Origin of the sequence: Serratia sp. PGPR-27 (assembly GCF_022678525.1) — a bacterium.
Classification (GTDB): Bacteria; Pseudomonadota; Gammaproteobacteria; order Enterobacterales; family Enterobacteriaceae; genus Serratia; species Serratia nematodiphila.
On sequence record NZ_JALBYS010000003.1, the window covers coordinates 49107 to 70508 of the forward strand.

Sequence of the window (21402 nt, forward strand, 5' to 3'; positions counted from 1 at the left end):
CTTATTAACGGCCTTTGGACAGGGCCGTATCAACACTACCCGGCGGCTTTCACCGTCAACGGTTTATCGTCCGCGCAAGCGAAGAACACCAGCATTTCGGCGCCTTGCTCGCCGGAAACGCCCTGATGCACGATATCCACGGTATCGGTAAACGAATCCCCCTGCCGGAACGTGCGGCGTTCACCGGTTTTCCTCACGGTGAGCGAAACGCTGCCGCCGCTCATGTACACTGCGCTGATGCAAGGATGCGTATGCCAGGCCAGTACCTTGTTCGGCTCTACCGTCACCTTCAGCATGGTGATCTGCGGCGCGCCTGCGGGATACTGACGATATGCCGAGCCCTCCCATGCGCTGTCGGTCTTGAGCAACGTCGTTTTGACGATGCCTTCGCCATGCCCCTCGGCAGCCTGAACCGGCCCCTGAAATACTGCCAACAATGCCAAAATGCCCCACTTAACCATCTTATCGCTCCCTGACTGCCGCGAGTAAAAATGCCAGGCGCCGCGCGCGGTGAACCTGGCGAGTTGAAAAAACAGCGTTGTGCTACAGTCCTTTGATGCGCTGCTCGTATTCTGCGATGCTCTCGGCGTAGTAGCGGTTAGGCGCCGCAAAGTTGCCCACCATCACTTCGATGAGGTACGGCCCCGGATGTTTCGCTGCGGCGCCGAGGGCCTCGTCCAGATCCTCCAGCGTCTCCGCCTTCGCGGAGGCGACCCCCAGGCTGTTGGCAAACGCTTTCCAGTCATGGTTGGGCAAGGCGGTATAGTCGGCGGAAATGCCGCGATTTTGCAGCGTGTCGATGTGCATGGCGCCGTGCGCGCTGTTGTTCATCACCACGAACACCACCTTCACGCCATAACGCGCGGCGGTCTGAATTTCGATGCCGTGCATCAGCATGCAACCGTCGCCGGTCACCACGAGGCAATCCCGCTGCGGTGCCGCCAGCTTGATGCCGATGCCCGCGCAAATGGCCCACCCCATCGGCGCCAGGGAGCTGGAGGTGTGATAATCCCCCCGCCCGGCCGCCAGCCAGTGATGCGCCATGAAAATGCGGTGTGCGCCCGAATCGACCACGACGTTGGTATCCGGATTCATGCGGCTGCGAATGTGTTTAATCGCATCGCCGGGATACAGCCGGCTTTCGCCCTGGGCGATGCGCGCCTGCAACGTCGGCTGCGGCTGTTCCAGCGGCAGTGCGCGAACCCCTTCCAACCAGGCGTCACGCAGGTGAGCCGCGTCGCCAAGCCGCGCGTCCTCATCGCCAACCGCGGCCAACAAACAGTGCAACGTACCGCTCAGGCTGGAAAATATCTGCAGATCCGGCTGGTAATGCGAGCTCACTTTGTCGAAGTCTTCGTCGATCGCCACCAGCGTTTTATTGCCGTGCAGTCTCGGGTTCCAGTTCAGACTGTCGCGCTGGCTGAGATCGCAGCCCAGCACCAGCAGCACGTCGACGCCTTCACCGTTGAGGGTTTCTACCGCGCGGGCATGGCCGGCAAAACCGTAGACCCCTAATGCCAGGGCGTGCCCTTCGGGAAACGCGCCCTTGCCGGACAACGTCGTGGCGACAGGCAAGCGGTATTTTTCCGCTACCCGCAACAACAGCGCGGCATCCTGCGGATTGTTCATCCGGTTGCCCACCAGGCAGGCGACGTTGAGACCGCGCAGCAGATAATCATGCAGCAGCTGTTCCACCGCTTGCACATCCACGGCCGCTTCACGGTGCTGCGGCACTCGCTCAGGCTGGTCGCGACGATCGCCGAACGCGGTTTTCTTCTGCATGTCGACCGGCACGCTCAGATAGGCGCGCCCTTTCCGCTGTGGGTTCAGGCTGGAGAGGCTGCGGCGCAGCTCATGCTGCAAGGTCAGGTTGTTTTTCGTTTCTATCGCGGCGCAAAGCAACGGTTTGACGATGGTCAGCTCATCGATGCCGCTGTTGCTGCCGTCCTGAAAAGCGCCCTGCGCCTCATGATAGGTGGCGATGCTGCCGGCCAGGTACAGCACGGGGATCTTATCGGCTTGCGCGGCGGCCATCGCCGGCAGGAAATTCATGGTGCCGGGGCCTGAAATGCCCAAACAGACGCCAAACTTTCGGCTGGCGCGGGCATAGCCATCGGCCATAAATCCGCATGCGGTTTCATGGGCACCGACGATGCCGACAATCTCGGAACGGTCAATAGAAGTGATTAACGGATAAACCAGTTTGCCAGGGACCAAAAAGATATGTTGAATGCCGCGCGCTGCAAGGCCTTGAATAATGACATCGGCGTTGTTGCGTTCCATCTTCTCGGCGCCTGGCGCCACGGTAACTCTGACTCCGTCCTCCGTCGCCAACGCAACGGGGGGGCACAGCATCTCTGCGTGAGACTCCATTTTTTTATATCCAGTCATATCATCGTGAGCTAACTTGATTCAGAGTCGATCCCACTTGGCGGTCGCCCAGAAATAACGGGAACCGGCTCTTATTCGTATTGCTTATGCATTAGGGTGGCCTTGGTGTAAAATGTGCGTCGGGTCGCAGCATAAGCGCCGATAAGAATAAGCATTACCAGACAAAAATAAAGGTGCAAAACCGCTTCACGGTGATGCATTTATACATATCCTGAAACATTATAAATAATGATGATACGAAGCATTTTTTTCGGTCTCCACACCAGAATAAACACCGCATCACACCGCTTCCTTCCCCCTCCCGCCAGTCTGTACAGAGGAGGTGCGCAATGAACTGGGACGACGCCCGATTTTTTCTCGCCGTTGCGCGCTGCGGCACGCTACGCAAAGCCGCCAGCCAGCTGAATGTCGATCAGGCGACCGTCGGCCGACGGCTCTCCGCTTTCGAAGATGCGCTCGGCTCCAAGCTGTTTATCCGCACGCCGAAATCCTTCGCCCTCAGCCCGCTGGGGGAGGAAATGCTGGCGGACGTGATGAAGATGGAAAATGCGGTGCAGGCGATCAACCGTAAAGCCGCCAGCGGTGACGAAAGCCTGTGCGGCAACGTGCGCATCGCCACCACCGATACCCTGGCCGAAGCCTTCGTGATGCCTGCGCTGCAAGATCTGCGGGAACGCTATCCGGCCATCACCGTCACGCTGCTGACGGCGGTCAACATCGCCGATATTTCTTACCACGGCGCAGATCTGGCGATCCGCGGCGCCCGTCCCGATGACGATGAGCTGATCATCAAACGGTTAGCCACCATCGAAATGGGCCTGTATGCCACTCAGCACTACTTGGCGCGGCGCGGCATGCCGGTCAAGGGCGAGCAGTTGCGCGGCCACGATCTGCTGATGTTCCCGCGCGAGCTGGTGCCGCGCCACTGGAACAATTTCTGCGGCGAGGCCCTGCACGAGCCCAACGTCGTGCTGCAATGCAATTCGCAGCTGCTGCTGCGTTCCGCCACCCGCAGCGGGCTGGGCATCGGCCTGCTCTCCGCTTTTTTGGCGGACAAAGACCCGGAACTGGTGCGTCTGTTCCCGGAGAACAAAGACTGGGTGGATATCTGGCTGGTGCTGCATCCCGATTTGCAACGCGCCGCCCGCGTGCGCGCGGTGGTGCAGGCGCTGGAAACGTCATTTAGCGCCCATTACGGCTGAGTGCCGGCGCATGAAAAGGTAGCGCTAAGCATCACGCCTCTTTCTTCGGCAAGGTTGAGATAATAAGATATAAAGCTTATTATCTAATCATCGCACAGGACGTGCGTTCGGCCCGAGGGAACCATGGCAAAGATTAGCTGGTCACGCAAAGCACTTAAACAATTGATGACGCTGCCTGCTCAGAACCGGTTGGCCATTGCGGCAAAGGTTGAAGAATTAGGCGCTTTCCCTGCGGTCCGACTGGACATTAAAAAACTGCACGATGCTGATAACCAGTACCGCCTGCGCGTAGGAAACTACCGCATCATTTTTGAGATCGTCGATGAAGAACCTATTGTGTGTCTGATTCAGCAGGTAAAACGCAGAACATCGACAACTTATTGAAAGTCAGAGGTATGCCGAATGGCGAAGCTGCAGTATATCCATGATGACTCAGGCAAACCGCTCTATGTGGTTTTACCGCTTGATGAATACAAAAAGCTGGTGAGCCAGCGAAATGACGACGAGTCTATTCCCTATCGCGCCGATGAGCATGATGATGAAACCGTACCTCATGAAGTCGTTTCCATCATGCTGAATCAAGACGTCAGCTTGATTGCCGCCTGGCGGATTTTCCGTGGCCTCTCACAATACGATGTGGCGGAGAAATTGGGCACAACACAATCTGCCGTTTCCCAATGGGAAGCGCCGCACTCAAAACCACAAAAGAAAACCCGGGAAAAGCTGGCTGCACTCTATCGCTGCCAACCCGCACAAATGATCTTGTAAGCCCTTTTCCCGCCGATAAAAAAAAGGCCGCCGAAGCGACCTTTTTACTGTCTGAAGCGTTATCAGAACGTCGGCTGCGCCATCTGCACCAGCGAAATCAGCGGCTGCGGATAAACCCCCAACAGCAGCACCAGCGCGGCGGAGATCAGCACCACGACGCCACCGGCGGTCAACGCCCAGTTGTTCGGGGTGTCGCGCTGCAGCGATTCCGGTGCGCTGAGGAACAGGCTGACGGTCACGCGCAGGTAGTAGTACAGACCGATGGCGCTGCCTACCACGACTGCGCCGGTCAGCCACCACAGGTGTGCGCTGACGCCCATCGCGATCACGAAGAACTTACCGATAAAGCCCAGCGTCATCGGAATACCGGCCAGCGACAGCATCATCACCGTCATCACCGCGGACAAGATTGGCTTATGCCAGAACAGACCGCGGTAAGAGAACAGCGAATCCGCATCCGGGCCGCGGTACGGGCTGGACATCAGGCTGACCACGCCGAAGGCGCCCAGGCTGCTGAACAGGTAACCGGCCAGGTAAACGCCGGCGGTTTCCAGCGACAGCTGATGGGTTTGCACCGCAATCAGCGCCACCAGCAGGTAGCCCAGGTGAGCGATCGACGAGTAGCCCAGCAGACGCTTGATGTTGGTCTGGCTGATGGCCATCAGGTTGCCGAACAAGATAGAGCAGAACGCGATGATCGACAACACCATGCGCAGCGCTTCGTTGTCGGCGGCCGGGGCATACAGGAACAGACGCATCACGACCGCGAAGATTGCGATCTTGCTGGCGGTCGCCAGGAAGGTCGAGACCGGCGCAGGCGCGCCCTGATACACGTCAGGCGTCCATAGTTGGAACGGCACCAGCGACAGCTTGAAGCCCAGACCGACGATCATCATGCCCATACCGGCCAGGATCAGCGGCTGGTGCATCATGTTTTCCTGCAGGCTCTTGCCGAGGCCGGCCAGCGACAGATCGCCGGACTCGGCATACAGCAGCGCCATGCCGAACAGCAGGAACGACGACGCGGCGGCGGACAGCAGCATGTACTTGATGGCGGCTTCCAGCGGGCGCTTCTGGCGATAGGCGTAGCCCACCAGGCCGAACAGCGGCAGCGAGATCAGCTCGATACCGATGAACAGCGAAGCCAGGTGGTTGGCGCTCGCCAGCAGGATGCCGCCCAGGGCGGCGATCAGCACCAGCAGGTAGAACTCTTCGCGGTTATCCGGATAGCCGACCAGCCACGGATAGGCGAAGGTGCAGGTCGCCAGACTCGCCAGCAGCACCAGCCCGGTGTAGAACATCGAGTAGCCGTCAACCCGCAGCAGCGGGGTGACGTCCATTGGGCCTGCCTGGCCGACAAAGTACAGCGAAAGCAGCGCCAGGTTGAGACCGATCACGGTCAGGGTGGCGTTGATAAAGTGGTCGCGTCGCCACGCAATGCCTAGCATCACAACCACCACCGTCAATCCGACGATCAACAGCGGCAGCAGTGCGATCAGTTGTTGAGGAGTTATTGTCATGGCGAATTACGGCCTTGTTGTTGAAATTGCTGAAACTGACGAACCAAACCAGTGTTGCACGTTGCTCATCGCCGCGTTGGAAGTATCCAGAATCGGCTGCGGGTAAACCCCCAGCAGAACCAGCAACACCACCAGCAGCAGAATGATGAACAGTTCGCGCGCGGTCATGCCCTGCAGCGGCTGGTCTGACTTAGGCGCACCGTAGTAAGCGCGCTGCATCATGATCAGCGAGTAAACCGAAGCGAACACCAGACCGAAGGTGGAGATCACGGTGATCACCGGCACCACCTGGTAGCTGCCGAACAGAATCATGAATTCGCCGACGAAGTTACCGGTGCCCGGCATCCCCAGCGTAGCCACGGCGAAGAACAGCGACAGCGCGGGGATGAACTTGATACGCCCCCACAGGCCGCCCATCTGACGCATGTCGCGGGTGTGCAGACGTTCATACAGCTGGCCGCAGATGATAAACATACCGGCGGCGGACAGACCGTGCGCGATCATCTGGATCACGGCGCCCTGGTAAGCCAGCTGGCTGCCGGTGTAGATGGCGATCAGCACGAAGCCCATGTGCGAGACCGAGGTGTAAGCGATAAGACGCTTGATGTCGGTCTGCGCGAACGCCATCCAGGCGCCGTAGAAGATACCGACCACGCCCAGCCACATGGCGATTGGGGCGAACTCGTGTGAAGCCTCAGGGAACAGCGGCAGGCTGAAACGCAGCAGGCCGTAGGCCGCGGTTTTCAGCAAGATGCCCGCCAGGTCGACGGAACCTGCGGTCGGCGCCTGGCTGTGCGCATCCGGCAACCAGCCGTGCAGCGGCACCACCGGCATTTTCACCGCGAAGGCGATGAAGAAGCCCAGCATCAGCAGATATTGCACGTTGTGGGACATCGGCGTTTGCAGCAGGTCTTCGTAATCGAAGGTCCACACGCCGGTGGCGTTGTAGTGCACGAACACCAGGCCCAGGATCGCAATCAGCATCACCAAACCGCTGGCCTGGGTGTAGATGAAGAACTTGGTCGCCGCGGTGATGCGGGTTTTACCGTCCGACGCCTTGTGGCCCCACAGCGCGATCAGGAAGTACATCGGCACCAACATCATTTCCCAGAAGAAGAAGAACAGGAACATGTCGATGGCGAGGAACACGCCGATAACGCCGCCCAGGATCCACAGCAGGTTGAGGTGGAAGAAGCCCTGATACTTCTGGATTTCACGCCAGGAACAGAGGATCGCCAGCACGCCCAGCAGACCGGTCAACACCACCATCAGCAGTGACAGACCGTCCAGCGCCAGGTGGATGGAGATGCCGAAGCGCGGGATCCACGGCAGCAGGAATTCGCTCTGCCACTGCGGAATGCCTTTCGGCGTGGTCAATGTATAGCCGCCCTGCATCCACAGCTGCAGAGAGAGCGCCAACGTCAGCCCCATTGCGATCAGCGCTATCCAGCGCGGCACCTTAGTACCGAAGCGCTCAAGCTGCCAGCACAGCAGACCGCCGATAAAGGGGATAAGAATTAGCCAAGGTAATAGCATGGCGTTTTGTGTCCCTTATACGAATAATTTCAAACTTTGTACGTAGCGCCTGCCCGGCGCTACGCCCGAAAAATGCGTCTGTTTAAATTATTCAATTAAACCAGAATCAACAGAGCCAATACGACCACTGCACCCACACCCATAGACGCTATATACCAACGCACCTGGCCGTTCTCGCTCACCGTCAGGCCGCGGTTCCCCCAACGGGAGAAGACGGCCGGCAGGTTCATCAGCGAGTTCAGCGGATCGCGTTGCAGCAGCTTCGCAATGCCCAGATACGGCTTGACGAATACTTTGTCATACAGCCAGTCGAAGCCCCAGGCATGGAACCACCAGGTCGAGAAGAAACGCCCCGGTGCGCTGTTGGCGATGCTGTTGACCAGGCTGCGTTTGCCCAGCCACAGCGCGGCCGCCAGCAGAATGCCGACGATAGCCACCACGCCGGAGGTGATTTCAAGCGTCAGCACGCTGCCGTGCGCCAGCTCGGTCGTCTCCGGCAGCACGCCCTGCAACGGCGGCACGATCATCGCGCCGACGAAGGTGGACAGCACCAGCAGAACCAGCAGCGGCAGGTGGTGAGTGATGCCTTTACCGGCATGCGCTTTGATTTTCTCTTCGCCATGGAACACGATGAAAATCATACGGAAGGTGTACAGCGAGGTCATGAACGCACCGACCAGGCCGGCAACCATCAGGTTGATGTGGCCGTTGGCCATCGCGCCCGCCAGGATCTCGTCCTTACTGAAGAAGCCGGCCGTGACCAGCGGCAACGCAGACAGCGCCGCGCCGCCCACCAGGAAGCAAACGTACACCAGCGGGATGCTCTTGCGCAGGCCGCCCATCTTGAAGATGTTTTGCTCGTGGTGGCAGGCCAGGATCACGGAACCGGACGACAGGAACAGCAGCGCCTTGAAGAACGCGTGGGTCATCAGGTGGAAGATCGCCGCGTCCCATGCCTGCACGCCCAGCGCCAGGAACATGTAACCGATCTGGCTCATGGTGGAGTAAGCGAGCACGCGCTTGATGTCGGTCTGCACCAGCGCGGCGAAGCCGGCCAGCAGCAGAGTGACCGCACCGACGATGCCCACCAGATGCAGCACTTCCGGCGCCATCAGGAACAGGCCGTGCGTGCGGGCGATCAGGTAGACGCCTGCGGTCACCATGGTCGCCGCGTGGATCAGTGCGGAAACCGGGGTTGGACCCGCCATCGCGTCCGCCAGCCAGGTTTGCAACGGCAGCTGCGCCGATTTACCGACCGCGCCGCCCAGCAGCATCAGCGTCGCCCAGGTGATGGCCGTATCGCCCACCGCCAGTTTCTGCGGCGCCAGGATCATCAGCTCGCGGATGTTCAGCGTGCTCAGCTCGTTGTAGAGGATGAACAGCGCGAACGCCAGGAACACGTCGCCCACGCGGGTGACGATAAAGGCTTTCATCGCCGCCGCGCCGTTGGCCGGATCTTTGTAGTAGAAGCCGATCAACAGGTAGCTGCACAGGCCCACGCCTTCCCAACCCAGATACATCAGCAGCAGGTTGTCCGCCAGCACCAAGACCACCATGCTGGCGATAAACAGGTTGGTGTAGGCGAAGAAGCGCGAATAGCCCTCTTCACCGCGCATGTACCAGGAAGCGAACATGTGGATGAAGAAGCCGACGCCGGTGACCACCGACAGCATGGTCAGCGACAGGCCGTCCAGCACCAGTGTCACGCCGATATTGAAGTTGCCGACGGCCATCCAGGTCCACAGGCTTTGCTCGAACAGCTGCACGCCGGCGGCTTTCTGGGCGAAGAAATCCATCGCCACATACACCGTGACCAGCGCAGCCAGGCCGATAGAGCCCACGCCGACGGTGGCCGCCGTGTTCTCAGACCAGCGACCGCGGGAAAATGCCAACAGCAGGAACCCGATCAGCGGTAGCAGAATTGTTAAATATAATAGGTTCATCCGCGCATCTCACTGACAGTATCAATATTCAGGGTATGACGACGACGGTAGAGCTGCAGCAGCAGCGCCAGGCCGATACTGGCCTCGGCTGCCGCCAGGCTGATCGCCAGGATGTACATCACCTGCCCGTCCGCCTGGCCCCAGTAGCTTCCCGCCACGATAAACGCCAACGCCGCAGCGTTGATCATCACTTCCAGGCTGATCAGCATAAACAGCAGGTTGCGGCGCACCAGCAGCCCGGTCAACCCGAGCACAAACAGGATAGCCGCCAGGATCAGGCCGTGTTGAAGAGGGATCATGCTTGCTCCTCCGATTTTCTTCTCGCCATTTCGCCACCCACCGGCGCGTTGCTCAGCACCTCGCCAGGCTTGTGCTCGCGGCCGATATGGAAGGCGACAACCAGCCCCGCCAACAGCAGCATTGAAGCCAGCTCAACCGCCAGTACGTAAGGCCCGAACAGGCTGATGCCCACCGCCTTCGCGTCGACCATCTCACCGCTGATGCCCTGATCGGATACGCTGCGGATCGCAACGATCAATACCACCAACAGCGCCAGTGACAGCAGGCCAGGCCCGATCCACACCGTCGGTTTCATCCAGTCGCGCTCTTGCTGCTGCACGTTGCCGAGGTTCAGCATCATCACCACGAACACGAACAGCACCATGATGGCGCCCGCATAAACGATGATTTCCAATGCGGCGGCAAAGTAGGCGCCGAGAGAGAAGAAGACTGCCGAGATCGCCAATAACGAGACGATCAGATACAGCAGCGCATGCACAGGGTTGGTATGGGTGATCACGCGAATCGTCGCGGCCACCGCAATCAAACCTGCCAGATAAAATGCAATTTCCATGCTTGCTGGCTCCTTAGGGCAACAGACCTTTGACGTCGATCGGTTTGGCTTCGTTTTCGGCTTCGCCTTTGGCTTTGCCGTCAATCGCCATACCGGCCATCCGGTAGAAGTTATATTCCGGATATTTACCCGGCCCCGAGATCAACAGATCTTCTTTTTCGTACACCAGATCCTGACGCTTGTACTCGCCCAGTTCGAAATCCGGCGTCAGCTGGATAGCGGTAGTCGGGCAAGCCTCTTCGCACAGGCCGCAGAAGATGCAGCGCGAGAAGTTGATGCGGAAGAACTCCGGATACCAACGGCCGTCTTTCTGTTCTGCCTTTTGCAGCGAGATACAGCCGACCGGGCAGGCAACCGCACACAGGTTACAGGCGACGCAGCGCTCTTCGCCGTCCGGATCGCGCGTCAGCACGATGCGGCCGCGGTAGCGTGGCGGCAGGTACACCGGTTCTTCCGGATACATCTGGGTTTCGCGCTTGGCGAAGGCATGCATGCCAATCATCCAAATGCTGCGCATCTGGGTGCCGAAACCAACCACTAACTCTTTCAATGTCATGGTTTATTCACCCCTTATTGAGCGTTGTACAAAATGACCGCGGCGGTTGCCAGCAGGTTCAGCAGCGTCAGCGGCAGGCACACTTTCCAGCCGAAGGACATCACCTGGTCATAACGCGGACGCGGCAGCGCGGCGCGGATCAGGATGAACATCATCATGAAGAAGGCCGTTTTCAACGCGAACCAGATGAATGGCGGCAGGAACGGACCCTGCCAGCCGCCGAAGAACAACGTCACAATCAGGGCGGACACGGTGACGATACCAATGTATTCCCCCACGAAGAACAGACCGAACTTCATGCCGGAATATTCGATGTGGTAACCGTCGGCCAGTTCCTGCTCGGCTTCCGGCTGGTCAAACGGGTGACGGTGACACACCGCCACGCCGGCGATCGCGAAGGTCACGAAGCCGAAGAACTGCGGAATGACGTTCCAGACGTGCGCCTGAGATTCAACGATGGCCTGCATGTTGAACGAATCCGCCTGCATCACCACGCCCATCAGCGACAGGCCGATGAACACTTCGTAGCTCAGGGTTTGCGCGGAGGCGCGCATCGCGCCCAACAGCGAGTATTTGTTGTTGCTCGACCAGCCGGCGAACAGCACGGCGTACACCGCCAGGCCGGCCATCATCAGGAAGAACAGAATACCGATGTTGAGATCGGACACCGCCCAGGTCGGGCTGACCGGCACGATGGCAAATGCCAGCAACAGGGAAGTAAAGGCGATCATCGGCGCCAGGGTGAAGATCACCCGGTCGGAGAATCTCGGCACCCAGTCTTCCTTGAAGAACATTTTGATCATGTCGGCGACCAGCTGCAGCGAGCCGCCCCAGCCTACGCGGTTCGGTCCGTAGCGGTTCTGGAACAGGCCGAGCAGGCGGCGTTCGCCGAAGCTCATGAATGCCCCGCACGCCACGACCACCAACAGGATCACGACCGCTTTAAGAATGGCGATCAAGATGTCGATCACCTCAGGGGTAAACCAGCTCATCGTGCCGCCTCCCGCAGATTGTCTACCTTAGCACCCACCAAGATCGGCGGGATCCCTGGCAAGCCGAGCGGCAAACCAACCTGGCCCTGGGTCAGGGTTTCACTCAGACGCACCGGCAGACGCAGAGTCTGGCCCGCGCAGCTGAACTCCACCAGGCTGCCCGCATTAACGCCAAGCGTCGCCGCATCGGCCGGGTTGACCATCACGTAGGCTTCCGGCATACGCTGCTGGATCACGTGAGAGCGCTGCGACATTTCATCGCTGCCGAACAGGTGGTAGTAAGGCGCGACACGCCAGCCGTCGACCGGATTGAACGCGGCAGGCACGCGGTCAAAGTAACCGAGGCTGCCCTCCCCCGCTTCGATCAGGCGCACGCCCGGATCGCCGTGGCGCAGTTTGCCGCCCACTTCGGCCTGGAACTTGTTCCATGCCTGCGGTGAGTTCCAGCCTGGCGCCCAGGCGAACGGGATCTGCTGACGATCGGCCAGCGGGCTGTTGTTCCCTTCCATCGAGAAGGCGAACATGGTGTCTTTATCCTGCGGCTGACGCGGCTCGTGCACGCTGATGTTGGCGCGCATGGCGGTACGGCCGCTGGAACGGTGCGGCGAACGCGCCAGCTTCTGACCGCGAATGCGGAACGTCGCGTCCGGCGCGGCATCGACGATGCCCTGCAGCTGCGGCAACGCGGCGACGCAAGCGGCGATCACGTCATCGAGCTGGGTCCAGTCCACGTGGCGGCTGGTGTAGGTGGAGTGCAGCGAGTGCATCCAGCGCCAGCTTTCCAGCATCACGGTGAACTGATTCTTCTTGGCGTCGTCGTAATAAGCCGGATCGTATACCTGGAAGAAGCGCTGCGCGCGGCCTTCCTGGTTGATCAGCGTACCGTCGCTCTCGGCGAAGCTGGCCGAGGAGAGGATCAGATTGGCTTTGTCCATGATCGCGGTGCGCTGGTGGTCGGCGACGATCAGGTTATTGACCTTGGCCAACGCCGCGTCCACCTGCGCCGCCGGCGCATGGCGATAGAGATCGTTTTCCATCACGATGGCGGTGTCGGCTGCGCCGCTCGCCAGCTGTTCCAGCGCCTGATCGAGCGAACCGCCGCCGATCATCGCCAGGCCCATGCTGTTGGCTGCGCCCGCCACGAAGGTGATGCCGACATCGGCACCGCGGCCCTTCAACGCTTTGGCGATGTTGGCCGCCGCTTCGATGATGGCTTCGCTACCGGCGTTGCTGCCGGTCACGATCAGCGGTTTGCGTGCGCCGGTCAGCGCCTGCACGATGATATCGACTTTCTTGTTCAGGCCTTCAGCCAGATCGTTCACCGCCGGCGCTGCGCTATCCAGCGCGTGAGCGATGGCGAAGCCGAAGCGCGCCTGCTCGTCTACCGGCGCGCGGTAGTTCCAGGCGGCGATGTCATCCAGACGAGTGTTGTCGACGTTGGTGGTGAACAACGGATACTTGGCGTGTTGGCCGATATTCTGCACCGCCGCGATCTGCCAGTCGGCCACGCGTTGCGCCGCCGCCATCGCGCGGGCTTTGCCCTTGACGGCCTGACGCACGGACAGCGCGATGCGCGCGCCGGTTTGCGTCAGGTCTTCGCCCAGCACCAGCACCGCGTCGTAATCTTCGATCTCACGCAGCGCCGGCGTATGGACGCCGCCGTTTTTCAGCACGTTCAGCATCAGCGCCAGGCGTGATTGCTCCGCCTGAGCGATACCGGTGTAGTAGTTCTCGGCGCCGACCAGCTCGCGCAGTGCGAAGTTGCTTTCCAGGCTGGCGCGCGGGGAGCCGATGCCGATGGTTTTCTTCGCCTGACGCAGGATGTCCGCCGCGCCCTGCATCGCCTGCTCGGCGTTCAGGGTGATCCAGTCGTCGCCGCGCAGCTGCTGCGGTTGACGCGGACGATCTTTCTGGTTGACGTAGCCGTAACCGAAACGGCCGCGGTCGCACAGGAAGTAGTGGTTCACGCTGCCGTTGTAACGGTTTTCGATACGGCGCAGCTCACCATAGCGCTCGCCCGGGCTGGTGTTACAGCCGATGCTGCACTGCTGGCAAATGCTCGGCGCGAACTGCATGTCCCATTTACGGTTGTAACGCTCGGAGTGCGTTTTGTCGGTGAAGACGCCGGTCGGGCACACTTCCACCAGGTTGCCGGAGAACTCGCTTTCCAGCGTGCCGCTTTCCGGGCGACCGAAGTAGACGTTGTCGTGCGCGCCGTACACGCCGAAGTCGGTGCCGTCCGCATAGTCTTTGTAGTAACGCACGCAGCGATAGCAGGCGATGCAGCGGTTCATCTCGTGCGAGATAAACGGCCCCAGTTCCTGATTGTTGTGGGTGCGCTTGGTGAAGCGGTAGCGACGGAAGCTGTGGCCGGTCATTACCGTCATATCCTGCAGGTGACAGTTACCGCCTTCCTCACACACCGGGCAATCGTGCGGGTGGTTGGTCATCAACCACTCAACCACGCTTTCACGGAACTGCTTCGCTTCGCCGTCATCGATAGAGATAAAGGTGCCATCGGATGCCGGGGTCATACAGGACATCACCAAACGGCCGCGCGTATCTTCCGCGTTTTGGTATTGCTTTACCGCACATTGGCGGCAAGCGCCGACGCTTCCCAGCGCCGGATGCCAGCAAAAGTAAGGAATATCAAGGCCGAGGGAGAGACAAGCCTGCAGCAGGTTGTCCGCCCCGTCTACCTCATACTCTTTGCCGTCTACATGAATCGTAGCCATAGTCAGCATGCTTCCAAGTGGCCTGCCTTGCGGCAGGCGTTAATCAAAAATTCTGGCCGTGTTCGGGCGAATTCGGCTTACCAGCGCTGCTTCAGCAGATTGTTCGGCTGAATGCCGCCAATCGCATGGGCGTTGCCGAAGTGCTGCACGGCGATACCCGCCTCGAACTCTTCACGGAAATATTTAATCGCGCTTTGCAGTGGCTCTACGGCACCTGGCGCGTGGGCGCAGAAGGTTTTGCCCGGGCCGAGGGAACGGCACAGCTGTTCGAGGGTTTCAATATCCCCCGGCTGCCCTTCGCCGTTTTCCAACGCACGCAGGATCTTCACGCTCCACGGCAGGCCGTCGCGGCATGGCGTACACCAGCCGCAGGACTCGCGGGCGAAGAACTCTTCCAGGTTGCGCACCAGCGGCACCATGCCGATTTCGTGGTCTACCGCCATCGCCAGCGCGGTGCCGAGACGGCTGCCGGCTTTACCGATCGCGCCGTATTCCATCGGCAGGTCGAGGTGATCGGCGGTCAGGAAGTCGGTGCCCGCGCCGCCCGGCTGCCAGGCTTTGAAGCGCAGACCGTCACGCATGCCGCCGGCGTAGTCTTCCAGGATTTCACGCGCGGTGGTGCCGAACGGCAGCTCCCAGACGCCCGGATTTTTCACCCGGCCGGAGAAGCCCATCAGCTTGGTGCCTTTGTCTTCACTGCCGGAGATGCCGGTGTACCACTCCACGCCGTTCGCCAAAATGGCCGGCACGTTGCACAGCGTTTCGACGTTGTTGACGCAGGTCGGCTTGCCCCACACGCCGGCGCTGGCCGGGAATGGCGGCTTGGAGCGCGGGTTGGCGCGGCGGCCTTCCAGCGAGTTGATCAGCGCGGTTTCTTCGCCGCAGATGTAACGGCCGGCGCCGGTGTGCACGATCAGCTCGAAATCAAATCCGGTGCCGAGAATGTTCTTGCCCAGATAGCCGGCTTCGGTGGCTTCCGCGATGGCGCGACGCAGGTGCGCCGCCGCTTCGATGTACTCACCGCGCAGGAAGATGTACCCGCGGTAGGCTTTCAGCGCGAACGCGGAGATCAGCATGCCTTCCACCAGCAGGTGCGGCAACTGCTCCATCAGCAGGCGGTCTTTATAGGTGCCCGGCTCCATCTCATCGGCGTTACACAGCAGGTAACGGATGTTCATGGATTCGTCCTTCGGCATCAGGCTCCACTTCAAACCGGTGGAGAAGCCCGCGCCGCCTCGGCCCTTCAGCCCGGAATCTTTCACCAGGCTGACGATCTCGTCGGGCGCCAGGCCCTTCAGGGCCTTTTCCGCACCGGCATAGCCGTTTTTGCTGCGGTATTCGTCCAGCCACAGCGGCTGCTTGTCATCGCGCAGACGCCAGGTCAGCGGATGCGTTTCGGGAGTGCGTACAATGTGCTTGGTCATTGATACTGCTCCAGTAGCGTCTCGATATCTTCAGGCTTCAGCTGACTGTGAGTGTCCTCATCAATCATCATGGTCGGCCCTTTATCGCAGTTACCCAGACAGCAGGTCGGCAACAGCGTGAAGCGGCCATCAAAGGTGGTTTGACCCGGCTTGATGTTCAGCTTCTTCTCGATAGCGGCCTGAATGCCCTGGTAACCGGTGATGTGACAAACAACGCTGTCACAATAACGGATCACGTGACGTCCTACTGGCTGACGGAAAATCTGGCTGTAGAACGTGGCCACGCCTTCTACGTCGCTGGCGGGGATGCCCAGCACTTCCGCGATGGCGTAAATCGCACCGTCCGGAACCCAACCGCGCTGCTTCTGCACAATTTTCAGTGCTTCGATGGAAGCGGCGCGCGGATCCTCGTAATGGTGCTTTTCGTGCTCGATCGCATCACGTTCTTCCGCGCTCAGTACAAATGCATCAACGCCGCTCTTAGGAGCGGCTGCGTTGATGGGCTCGAGCGCATCATTGACTGCGTGATTGTCTTTTTGATCATGCATAGTTAGCGGTCCACATCTGACATTACAAAATCGATACTACCCAGATAGACGATCAGGTCGGAAACCAGGCTGCCACGGATGACCGATGGGATCTGCTGCAGGTGCGCAAAGCTCGGCGTACGTACCCGGGTGCGATAGCTCATGGTGCTGCCGTCGCTGGTCAGGTAGTAGCTGTTGATCCCTTTGGTGGCTTCAATCATCTGGAATGATTCGTTGGCTGGCATCACCGGACCCCAGGAAACCTGCAGGAAGTGGGTGATCAGCGTTTCAATGTGCTGCAGCGTGCGCTCTTTCGGCGGCGGCGTGGTCAGCGGGTGATCGGCCTTGAACGGGCCTTCCGGCATGTTGTTCAGGCACTGTTCGAGGATGCGCAGGCTCTGGCGCAGCTCTTCCACCTTCAGCATCACGCGGGTGTAGCAGTCGCTGGTGCCGTCGCCGACCGGCACTTCGAAGTCGAAGTTCTCGTAGCCGGAATACGGACGCCATTTACGCACGTCGAACTCAACGCCGGTCGCGCGCAGGCCGGCGCCGGTCACGCCCCACTCCAGCGCTTCTTTGGCGTTGTAAGACGCGACGCCGATGGAGCGGCCTTTCAGGATGCTGTTCTTCAGCGCCGCTTTCACGTAGGAGTCCAGACGTTTCGGCATCCAGTCGAGGAATTCACGCAGCAGGCGATCCCAGCCGCGCGGCAGATCGTGCGCGACGCCGCCGATGCGGAACCAGGCCGGGTGCATACGGAAACCGGTGATCGCTTCCACCAGATCGTAGATCTTCTGACGGTCGGTAAAGGCGAAGAACACCGGAGTCATCGCGCCGACGTCCTGAATGAAGGTGGAGATGTACAGCAGGTGGCTGTTGATGCGGAACAGTTCGGACAGCATCACGCGGATGGTGTCGACGCGCTCAGGCACCTTGATGCCGGCCAGTTTCTCGACCGCTAGCACGTAAGGCATTTCGTTCACGCAGCCGCCGAGGTACTCGATGCGGTCGGTGTACGGAATGTAGCTGTGCCAGGATTGACGCTCGCCCATCTTCTCGGCGCCGCGGTGGTGATAGCCGATATCCGGCACGCAGTCGACGATCTCTTCGCCGTCCAGCTGCAGAATGATGCGGAACGCACCGTGCGCGGACGGGTGGTTCGGGCCGAGGTTGAGGAACATGAAGTCTTCGTTCTCGGTGCCGCGCTTCATGCCCCAGTCTTCCGGCTTGAAGGTCAGCGCTTCCATCTCCAGATCTTCTTTCTGCTTGGTCAGCACGAAAGGATCGAATTCGGTGGCGCGCGCCGGGTAGTCCTTACGCAGCGGGTGCCCTTCCCAGGTCTGCGGCATCATGATGCGCGACAGGTGCGGGTGGCCGTCGAAGGTGATGCCGAACATTTCCCAGGTTTCGCGCTCGTACCAGTTGGCGTTCGGGAACACCTTGGTCGCCGTCGGCACGTGCAGGTCTTTTTCAGACAGCGCCACCTTCAGCATGATGTCGCGGTTGCGCTCGATGGAGATCAGATGGTAGAAAACGGAGAAATCCGCAGCGGGTAGGCCGTCGCGGTGGGTGCGAAGACGTTCGTCCACGCCATGCAGATCGAACAGCATGACATACGGCTTCGGCTGTTTTCTCAGGAACGTCATTACTTCCAGTAACTGGTCAGGTTTAACCCATACCACGGGCATGCCGGTGCGGGTGGCCTGAACAGTAAAGGCTTCCGGCCCAAAACGGTTGCGCAGTTCGCCGATCACCGGGTCGTCAAGGTGATCTCGGGTCTGCCAGGCAGGCAAGGCGTCGTGCGTCGTCAAATCTGTCATAATTTTTTTTCACCACACTAAAGGGTTATTCGCCGCAAGTTTCACTTTTCGCTGTGTTAACCAATAGCGCACTAAGATGGACGTTAAATGAACGTCTTAAATCTCGTCAGGCGTCCGGAGGTTGGTCACCGCGATGCGCTCGCCGTGTTTACGCTCTCTTTCAGACTGCATATTGGCGCGGTAAACGCCCTGATCGCCGACAACCCACGACAGCGGGCGACGTTCTTTGCCGATGGATTCCTGCAACAGCATCAGCGCTTGCATGTAGGCTTCCGGACGCGGTGGGCAGCCGGGAATGTACACGTCGACCGGCAGGAACTTGTCCACGCCCTGCACCACGGAATAGATGTCGTACATGCCGCCGGAGTTGGCGCAGGCGCCCATCGAAATCACCCATTTCGGTTCCAGCATCTGCTCGTACAGGCGCTGGATGACCGGAGCCATCTTGGTGAAGCAGGTGCCGGCCACCACCATCAGGTCAGCCTGACGCGGGGAGGCGCGCAACACTTCCGCACCGAAACGCGCCACGTCGTGAACGGCGGTAAACGACGTCACCATCTCCACGTAACAGCACGAAAGGCCGAAGTTATACGGCCAAATAGAGTTTTTACGCCCCCAGTTCACCATGTCATGCAGCGCATGTTCGAGTTTACCCATGTAAACCGTGCGGTGGACCTGTTGTTCCAGGGGATCGGCGACGATCTCCTGTTTTTGCAGGGGATAACGGTCGTTCTCACCGTTCGGGTCTATGCGGGTGAGCGTATAGTCCATCTTAATGCCTCGCTGTTACTGCGGATGACTGTTGGTGTTAGTGATCGTGCTTGGTTTGCTGCGGCGTTGGGAACGCGCCGGAGTCCAATCCAACGCGCCGATGCGCACCAGATAAACCAGACCGGCCAATAGCACCAAAATGAAAATGGCGGCTTCGATAAAGCCCACCCAGCCGCTCTCGCGAATCGAGACCGACCAGGCATACAGGTATAAGGCTTCAACGTCGAAAATAACGAAGAACATGGCCACCAGGTAGAACTTGGCGGACAAGCGCATGCGCGCCGTGCCGACGGAGTCGATACCTGATTCAAACGGGGTGTGTTTGGCGCGCGCCCGGGCTCTCCCGCCCAAGAAGAACGCACCCAGCAGCATTAAGCCGCAAAGCCCGATAGCCATGACGAGAAATACGGCGAGCGCCCAGTGATGAGCGATAACTTCAGTGGTTGTTGACATACTCTATGCTTACTCATCAAAAGTGGCGTCGATCGCACTGCTCTTGTCACCGGCAGTTAGTGCGCCACATCGATTTAAGGGAAGGATAAATAACCACACAAACAAACTGCTTTTACAGCGAGTTAGGCAGCGTTTTTCTGTGGGCTTTTTACTCCTTTCTATAACCTTTTGTCAACTTTGACAAAAGTATCTACACACTAGTTTACATACGTATCATTTGATTAACATTTGATGCGCCAGGGACAGGCTAAATCGTGTCAGTTAATTTTTGTGTAGAAACAGATAGATATAAACCAACATGCACATTTCAGTTTTACTATACCATTGTCTCAGGAATTCCCTGTTCTTCCACTCACTACCTAGGGGTATTTTTTTGATCCAGGACACGTTTTCAGCATAAATCCTCAAAAAAAGTGTGGCCCTTTAACAATTTTCCTCAAATTAAGCCGCAAAAACGGCCGTCATAAGCTAACAAAATAACCCTGCTATTACCATGCCTTTAACTCATTCAATCTTATTGTTCAAAAAATAAACCCAGCATCTTAAACCCGGTCAAATTCTCTTTTCAGCAACGCTTAAAAGTTAATAAAACAGGAAACTCATAACAAAATCACACTTAAACCTCTATAACAGTAGAAATCATTAAAAAACGGCCAAAAAAAACCTCCGCCGAAGCAGAGGTTTTTCATCAGATATCACGCCGCGGCGTTATTCTTCTTCGTCCACCAGGCTGGCATCATCCTGATCGCCCTGGAGACCGGCTTCCGCGCCGTTGAAGCCATAGCCGTCATTGCCGCCCTGCATCGCGCTGAAGATGGCCATTGCCAGTTCGTTGCTGCACTGCGCGTTTTTGCACAGCGCATACTGGGTATCCGGCAGCGGCGGCAAACCTTCCACCGCGCCCAGCACCCGCAGATCGGGGCTCATCATCTCGATCGGCCGCGCGGTCACGCCCAGGCCGGCCTTACAGGCCGCCCGCACCGCAGACAGCGTGGAGGCGACGTAGGCGATACGCCACGGGATACCGGCTTCGTCCAACTGTTTGATCGCCAGCGCGCGGAACGGGCTTGGTTCATCCATCACCACCAGCGGGATAGGTTCGCCGGCCTGATAGTGGTAATCGGCAGCGCAGTACCACAGCGTCGGCGACGTGCGCAGCACGATGTGCGGGTGCCCGGCCGGATCGGCCGTGGTCACCGCCAGATCGATCTCACCCTCTTCCAGCAGATCGACCATCGTCGTGCTGCGCTTTACGCGCACGTCAATGGCCAGCTTCGGATAGATGGCGGTCACACGGTTCAACAGGAAAGGCAGAATGGTATCGGCGGTGTCGTCGGAAGCGCCGATGGTCAGAACACCTTTAATATTGTTGTACATCAGCGAGGTACAGGCTTCGTCGTTAAAGCGCAGGATCTTCCTGGCATAACCGAGAAGCTGAATACCATGCTCAGTCAGGAGTTTGTTGCGCCCATGGCGGGCAAACAGTTCTTTGCCGACCAGTTGCTCTAATCGCTGCATTTGTTGGCTGACGGCTGATTGCGTACGGCAAACGGCAACAGCCGCCGCCGCGAAGGTATTCAAATCAGCAACCGCAACAAAGGTTCTTAGCAGATCGAGGTCGAGATTAAGTATCGGACGATTTGCAGTTGTCATAGTGTATTCTTCACTTTTTTAAATTCTAATTTACGAACTACTACCCTGGTGTGTTTCTCAGACGCCGTTGAAAAGGACGGAGCCTGTTATGACAGTACCCCACTCATAAGTGGAGGGCAAAAAAATTACTTATGATTCGTTACCTCTATCGCCTTTTAAAATGCGATCTATCGATGGTGCTTATAGAACGCGGGAGACTGAATACCGGTGGAAAGGGAAAACCCCCACCGAACCTGAGATTTTACTCATTGATACCGC

The 21402-nt window shown here is 58.9% G+C and carries 19 protein-coding genes; 3 read left to right on the top strand and 16 right to left on the bottom strand.

Translation table 11 applies throughout. The features are described from left to right. Positions 1 to 35: 35 nt before the first annotated feature. Entirely contained in the window at positions 36 to 461 is a 426-nt protein-coding gene (locus MMS95_RS02535; RefSeq protein ID WP_004935988.1) for a cupin domain-containing protein, read from the bottom strand. An 82-nt stretch (positions 462 to 543) separates the two neighbouring features. Then, entirely contained in the window at positions 544 to 2373 is a 1830-nt protein-coding gene (locus MMS95_RS02540) for a thiamine pyrophosphate-binding protein (protein ID WP_015378575.1), read from the bottom strand. Between the two features lie 347 nt (positions 2374 to 2720). Here MMS95_RS02540 and MMS95_RS02545 point away from each other — a divergent pair, with 347 nt between their 5' ends. The 3 genes from MMS95_RS02545 to MMS95_RS02555 all read left to right on the top strand — a co-directional run bounded on the left by MMS95_RS02545 (position 2721) and on the right by MMS95_RS02555 (position 4361). Continuing rightward, complete coding sequence (locus MMS95_RS02545; protein ID WP_033632508.1) at positions 2721 to 3593, top strand: LysR family transcriptional regulator; 873 nt, start codon at positions 2721 to 2723, stop codon at positions 3591 to 3593. Positions 3594 to 3716: 123 nt separating this feature from the next. Next, positions 3717 to 3977 carry a type II toxin-antitoxin system RelE/ParE family toxin gene (locus tag MMS95_RS02550; protein WP_085337386.1) on the top strand — a complete coding sequence of 87 codons (261 nt, stop codon included), beginning with the start codon at positions 3717 to 3719 and terminating at the stop codon, positions 3975 to 3977. Positions 3978 to 3995: 18 nt separating this feature from the next. Continuing rightward, the gene (locus tag MMS95_RS02555) at positions 3996 to 4361 is read left to right on the top strand and encodes a helix-turn-helix transcriptional regulator (protein WP_103085514.1); all 366 of its coding nucleotides are present in this window, start codon (positions 3996 to 3998) and stop codon (positions 4359 to 4361) included. Positions 4362 to 4423: 62 nt separating this feature from the next. Here the strand turns inward: MMS95_RS02555 and nuoN are convergent, their stop codons facing one another. The 14 genes from nuoN to lrhA form a co-directional block, all read right to left on the bottom strand. Beyond that, positions 4424 to 5881, bottom strand: coding sequence for an NADH-quinone oxidoreductase subunit NuoN (gene nuoN, locus MMS95_RS02560; protein WP_004936000.1), 1458 nt, complete (start codon positions 5879 to 5881; stop codon positions 4424 to 4426). A 6-nt stretch (positions 5882 to 5887) separates the two neighbouring features. Beyond that, positions 5888 to 7417 (bottom strand): NADH-quinone oxidoreductase subunit M, encoded by a 1530-nt coding sequence (gene nuoM / locus MMS95_RS02565; protein WP_004936002.1) that lies wholly within the window; start codon positions 7415 to 7417, stop codon positions 5888 to 5890. Positions 7418 to 7512: 95 nt separating this feature from the next. Beyond that, positions 7513 to 9360, bottom strand: coding sequence for an NADH-quinone oxidoreductase subunit L (nuoL, locus tag MMS95_RS02570; protein WP_242141365.1), 1848 nt, complete (start codon positions 9358 to 9360; stop codon positions 7513 to 7515). Next, entirely contained in the window at positions 9357 to 9659 is a 303-nt protein-coding gene (gene nuoK, locus MMS95_RS02575; protein ID WP_004936014.1) for an NADH-quinone oxidoreductase subunit NuoK, read from the bottom strand. Before nuoK ends, nuoL begins: the two co-directional genes overlap by 4 nt. Further along, a complete protein-coding gene (nuoJ, locus tag MMS95_RS02580) occupies positions 9656 to 10213 on the bottom strand; it encodes an NADH-quinone oxidoreductase subunit J (protein WP_004936018.1) in 558 nt (185 codons plus the stop codon). Before nuoJ ends, nuoK begins: the two co-directional genes overlap by 4 nt. A 13-nt stretch (positions 10214 to 10226) precedes the next feature. After that, on the bottom strand, positions 10227 to 10769 hold the full coding sequence (gene nuoI / locus MMS95_RS02585) for an NADH-quinone oxidoreductase subunit NuoI (RefSeq protein WP_004936019.1): 543 nt from the start codon (positions 10767 to 10769) through the stop codon (positions 10227 to 10229). A 14-nt stretch (positions 10770 to 10783) separates the two neighbouring features. After that, positions 10784 to 11761, bottom strand: a complete 978-nt coding sequence (nuoH, locus tag MMS95_RS02590) for an NADH-quinone oxidoreductase subunit NuoH (protein WP_004936022.1) — start codon at positions 11759 to 11761, stop codon at positions 10784 to 10786. Continuing rightward, positions 11758 to 14496, bottom strand: a complete 2739-nt coding sequence (gene nuoG, locus MMS95_RS02595) for an NADH-quinone oxidoreductase subunit NuoG (RefSeq protein WP_080347707.1) — start codon at positions 14494 to 14496, stop codon at positions 11758 to 11760. The genes nuoH and nuoG overlap by 4 nt, the downstream gene beginning before the upstream one ends. A gap of 77 nt (positions 14497 to 14573) precedes the next feature. Next, entirely contained in the window at positions 14574 to 15920 is a 1347-nt protein-coding gene (nuoF, locus tag MMS95_RS02600) for an NADH-quinone oxidoreductase subunit NuoF (protein WP_004936030.1), read from the bottom strand. Beyond that, positions 15917 to 16468, bottom strand: a complete 552-nt coding sequence (nuoE, locus tag MMS95_RS02605) for an NADH-quinone oxidoreductase subunit NuoE (protein WP_156865832.1) — start codon at positions 16466 to 16468, stop codon at positions 15917 to 15919. The genes nuoF and nuoE overlap by 4 nt, the downstream gene beginning before the upstream one ends. Before the next feature lie 2 nt (positions 16469 to 16470). Beyond that, positions 16471 to 18267, bottom strand: coding sequence for an NADH-quinone oxidoreductase subunit C/D (gene nuoC, locus MMS95_RS02610; protein ID WP_004936036.1), 1797 nt, complete (start codon positions 18265 to 18267; stop codon positions 16471 to 16473). A 96-nt stretch (positions 18268 to 18363) separates the two neighbouring features. After that, on the bottom strand, positions 18364 to 19038 hold the full coding sequence (locus tag MMS95_RS02615) for an NADH-quinone oxidoreductase subunit B (protein ID WP_004936039.1): 675 nt from the start codon (positions 19036 to 19038) through the stop codon (positions 18364 to 18366). Positions 19039 to 19053: 15 nt separating this feature from the next. Next, positions 19054 to 19491 carry an NADH-quinone oxidoreductase subunit NuoA gene (gene nuoA / locus MMS95_RS02620; protein ID WP_242141366.1) on the bottom strand — a complete coding sequence of 146 codons (438 nt, stop codon included), beginning with the start codon at positions 19489 to 19491 and terminating at the stop codon, positions 19054 to 19056. A 708-nt stretch (positions 19492 to 20199) separates the two neighbouring features. Next, on the bottom strand, positions 20200 to 21144 hold the full coding sequence (lrhA, locus tag MMS95_RS02625; protein WP_004936045.1) for a transcriptional regulator LrhA: 945 nt from the start codon (positions 21142 to 21144) through the stop codon (positions 20200 to 20202). Positions 21145 to 21402: the final 258 nt, after the last annotated feature.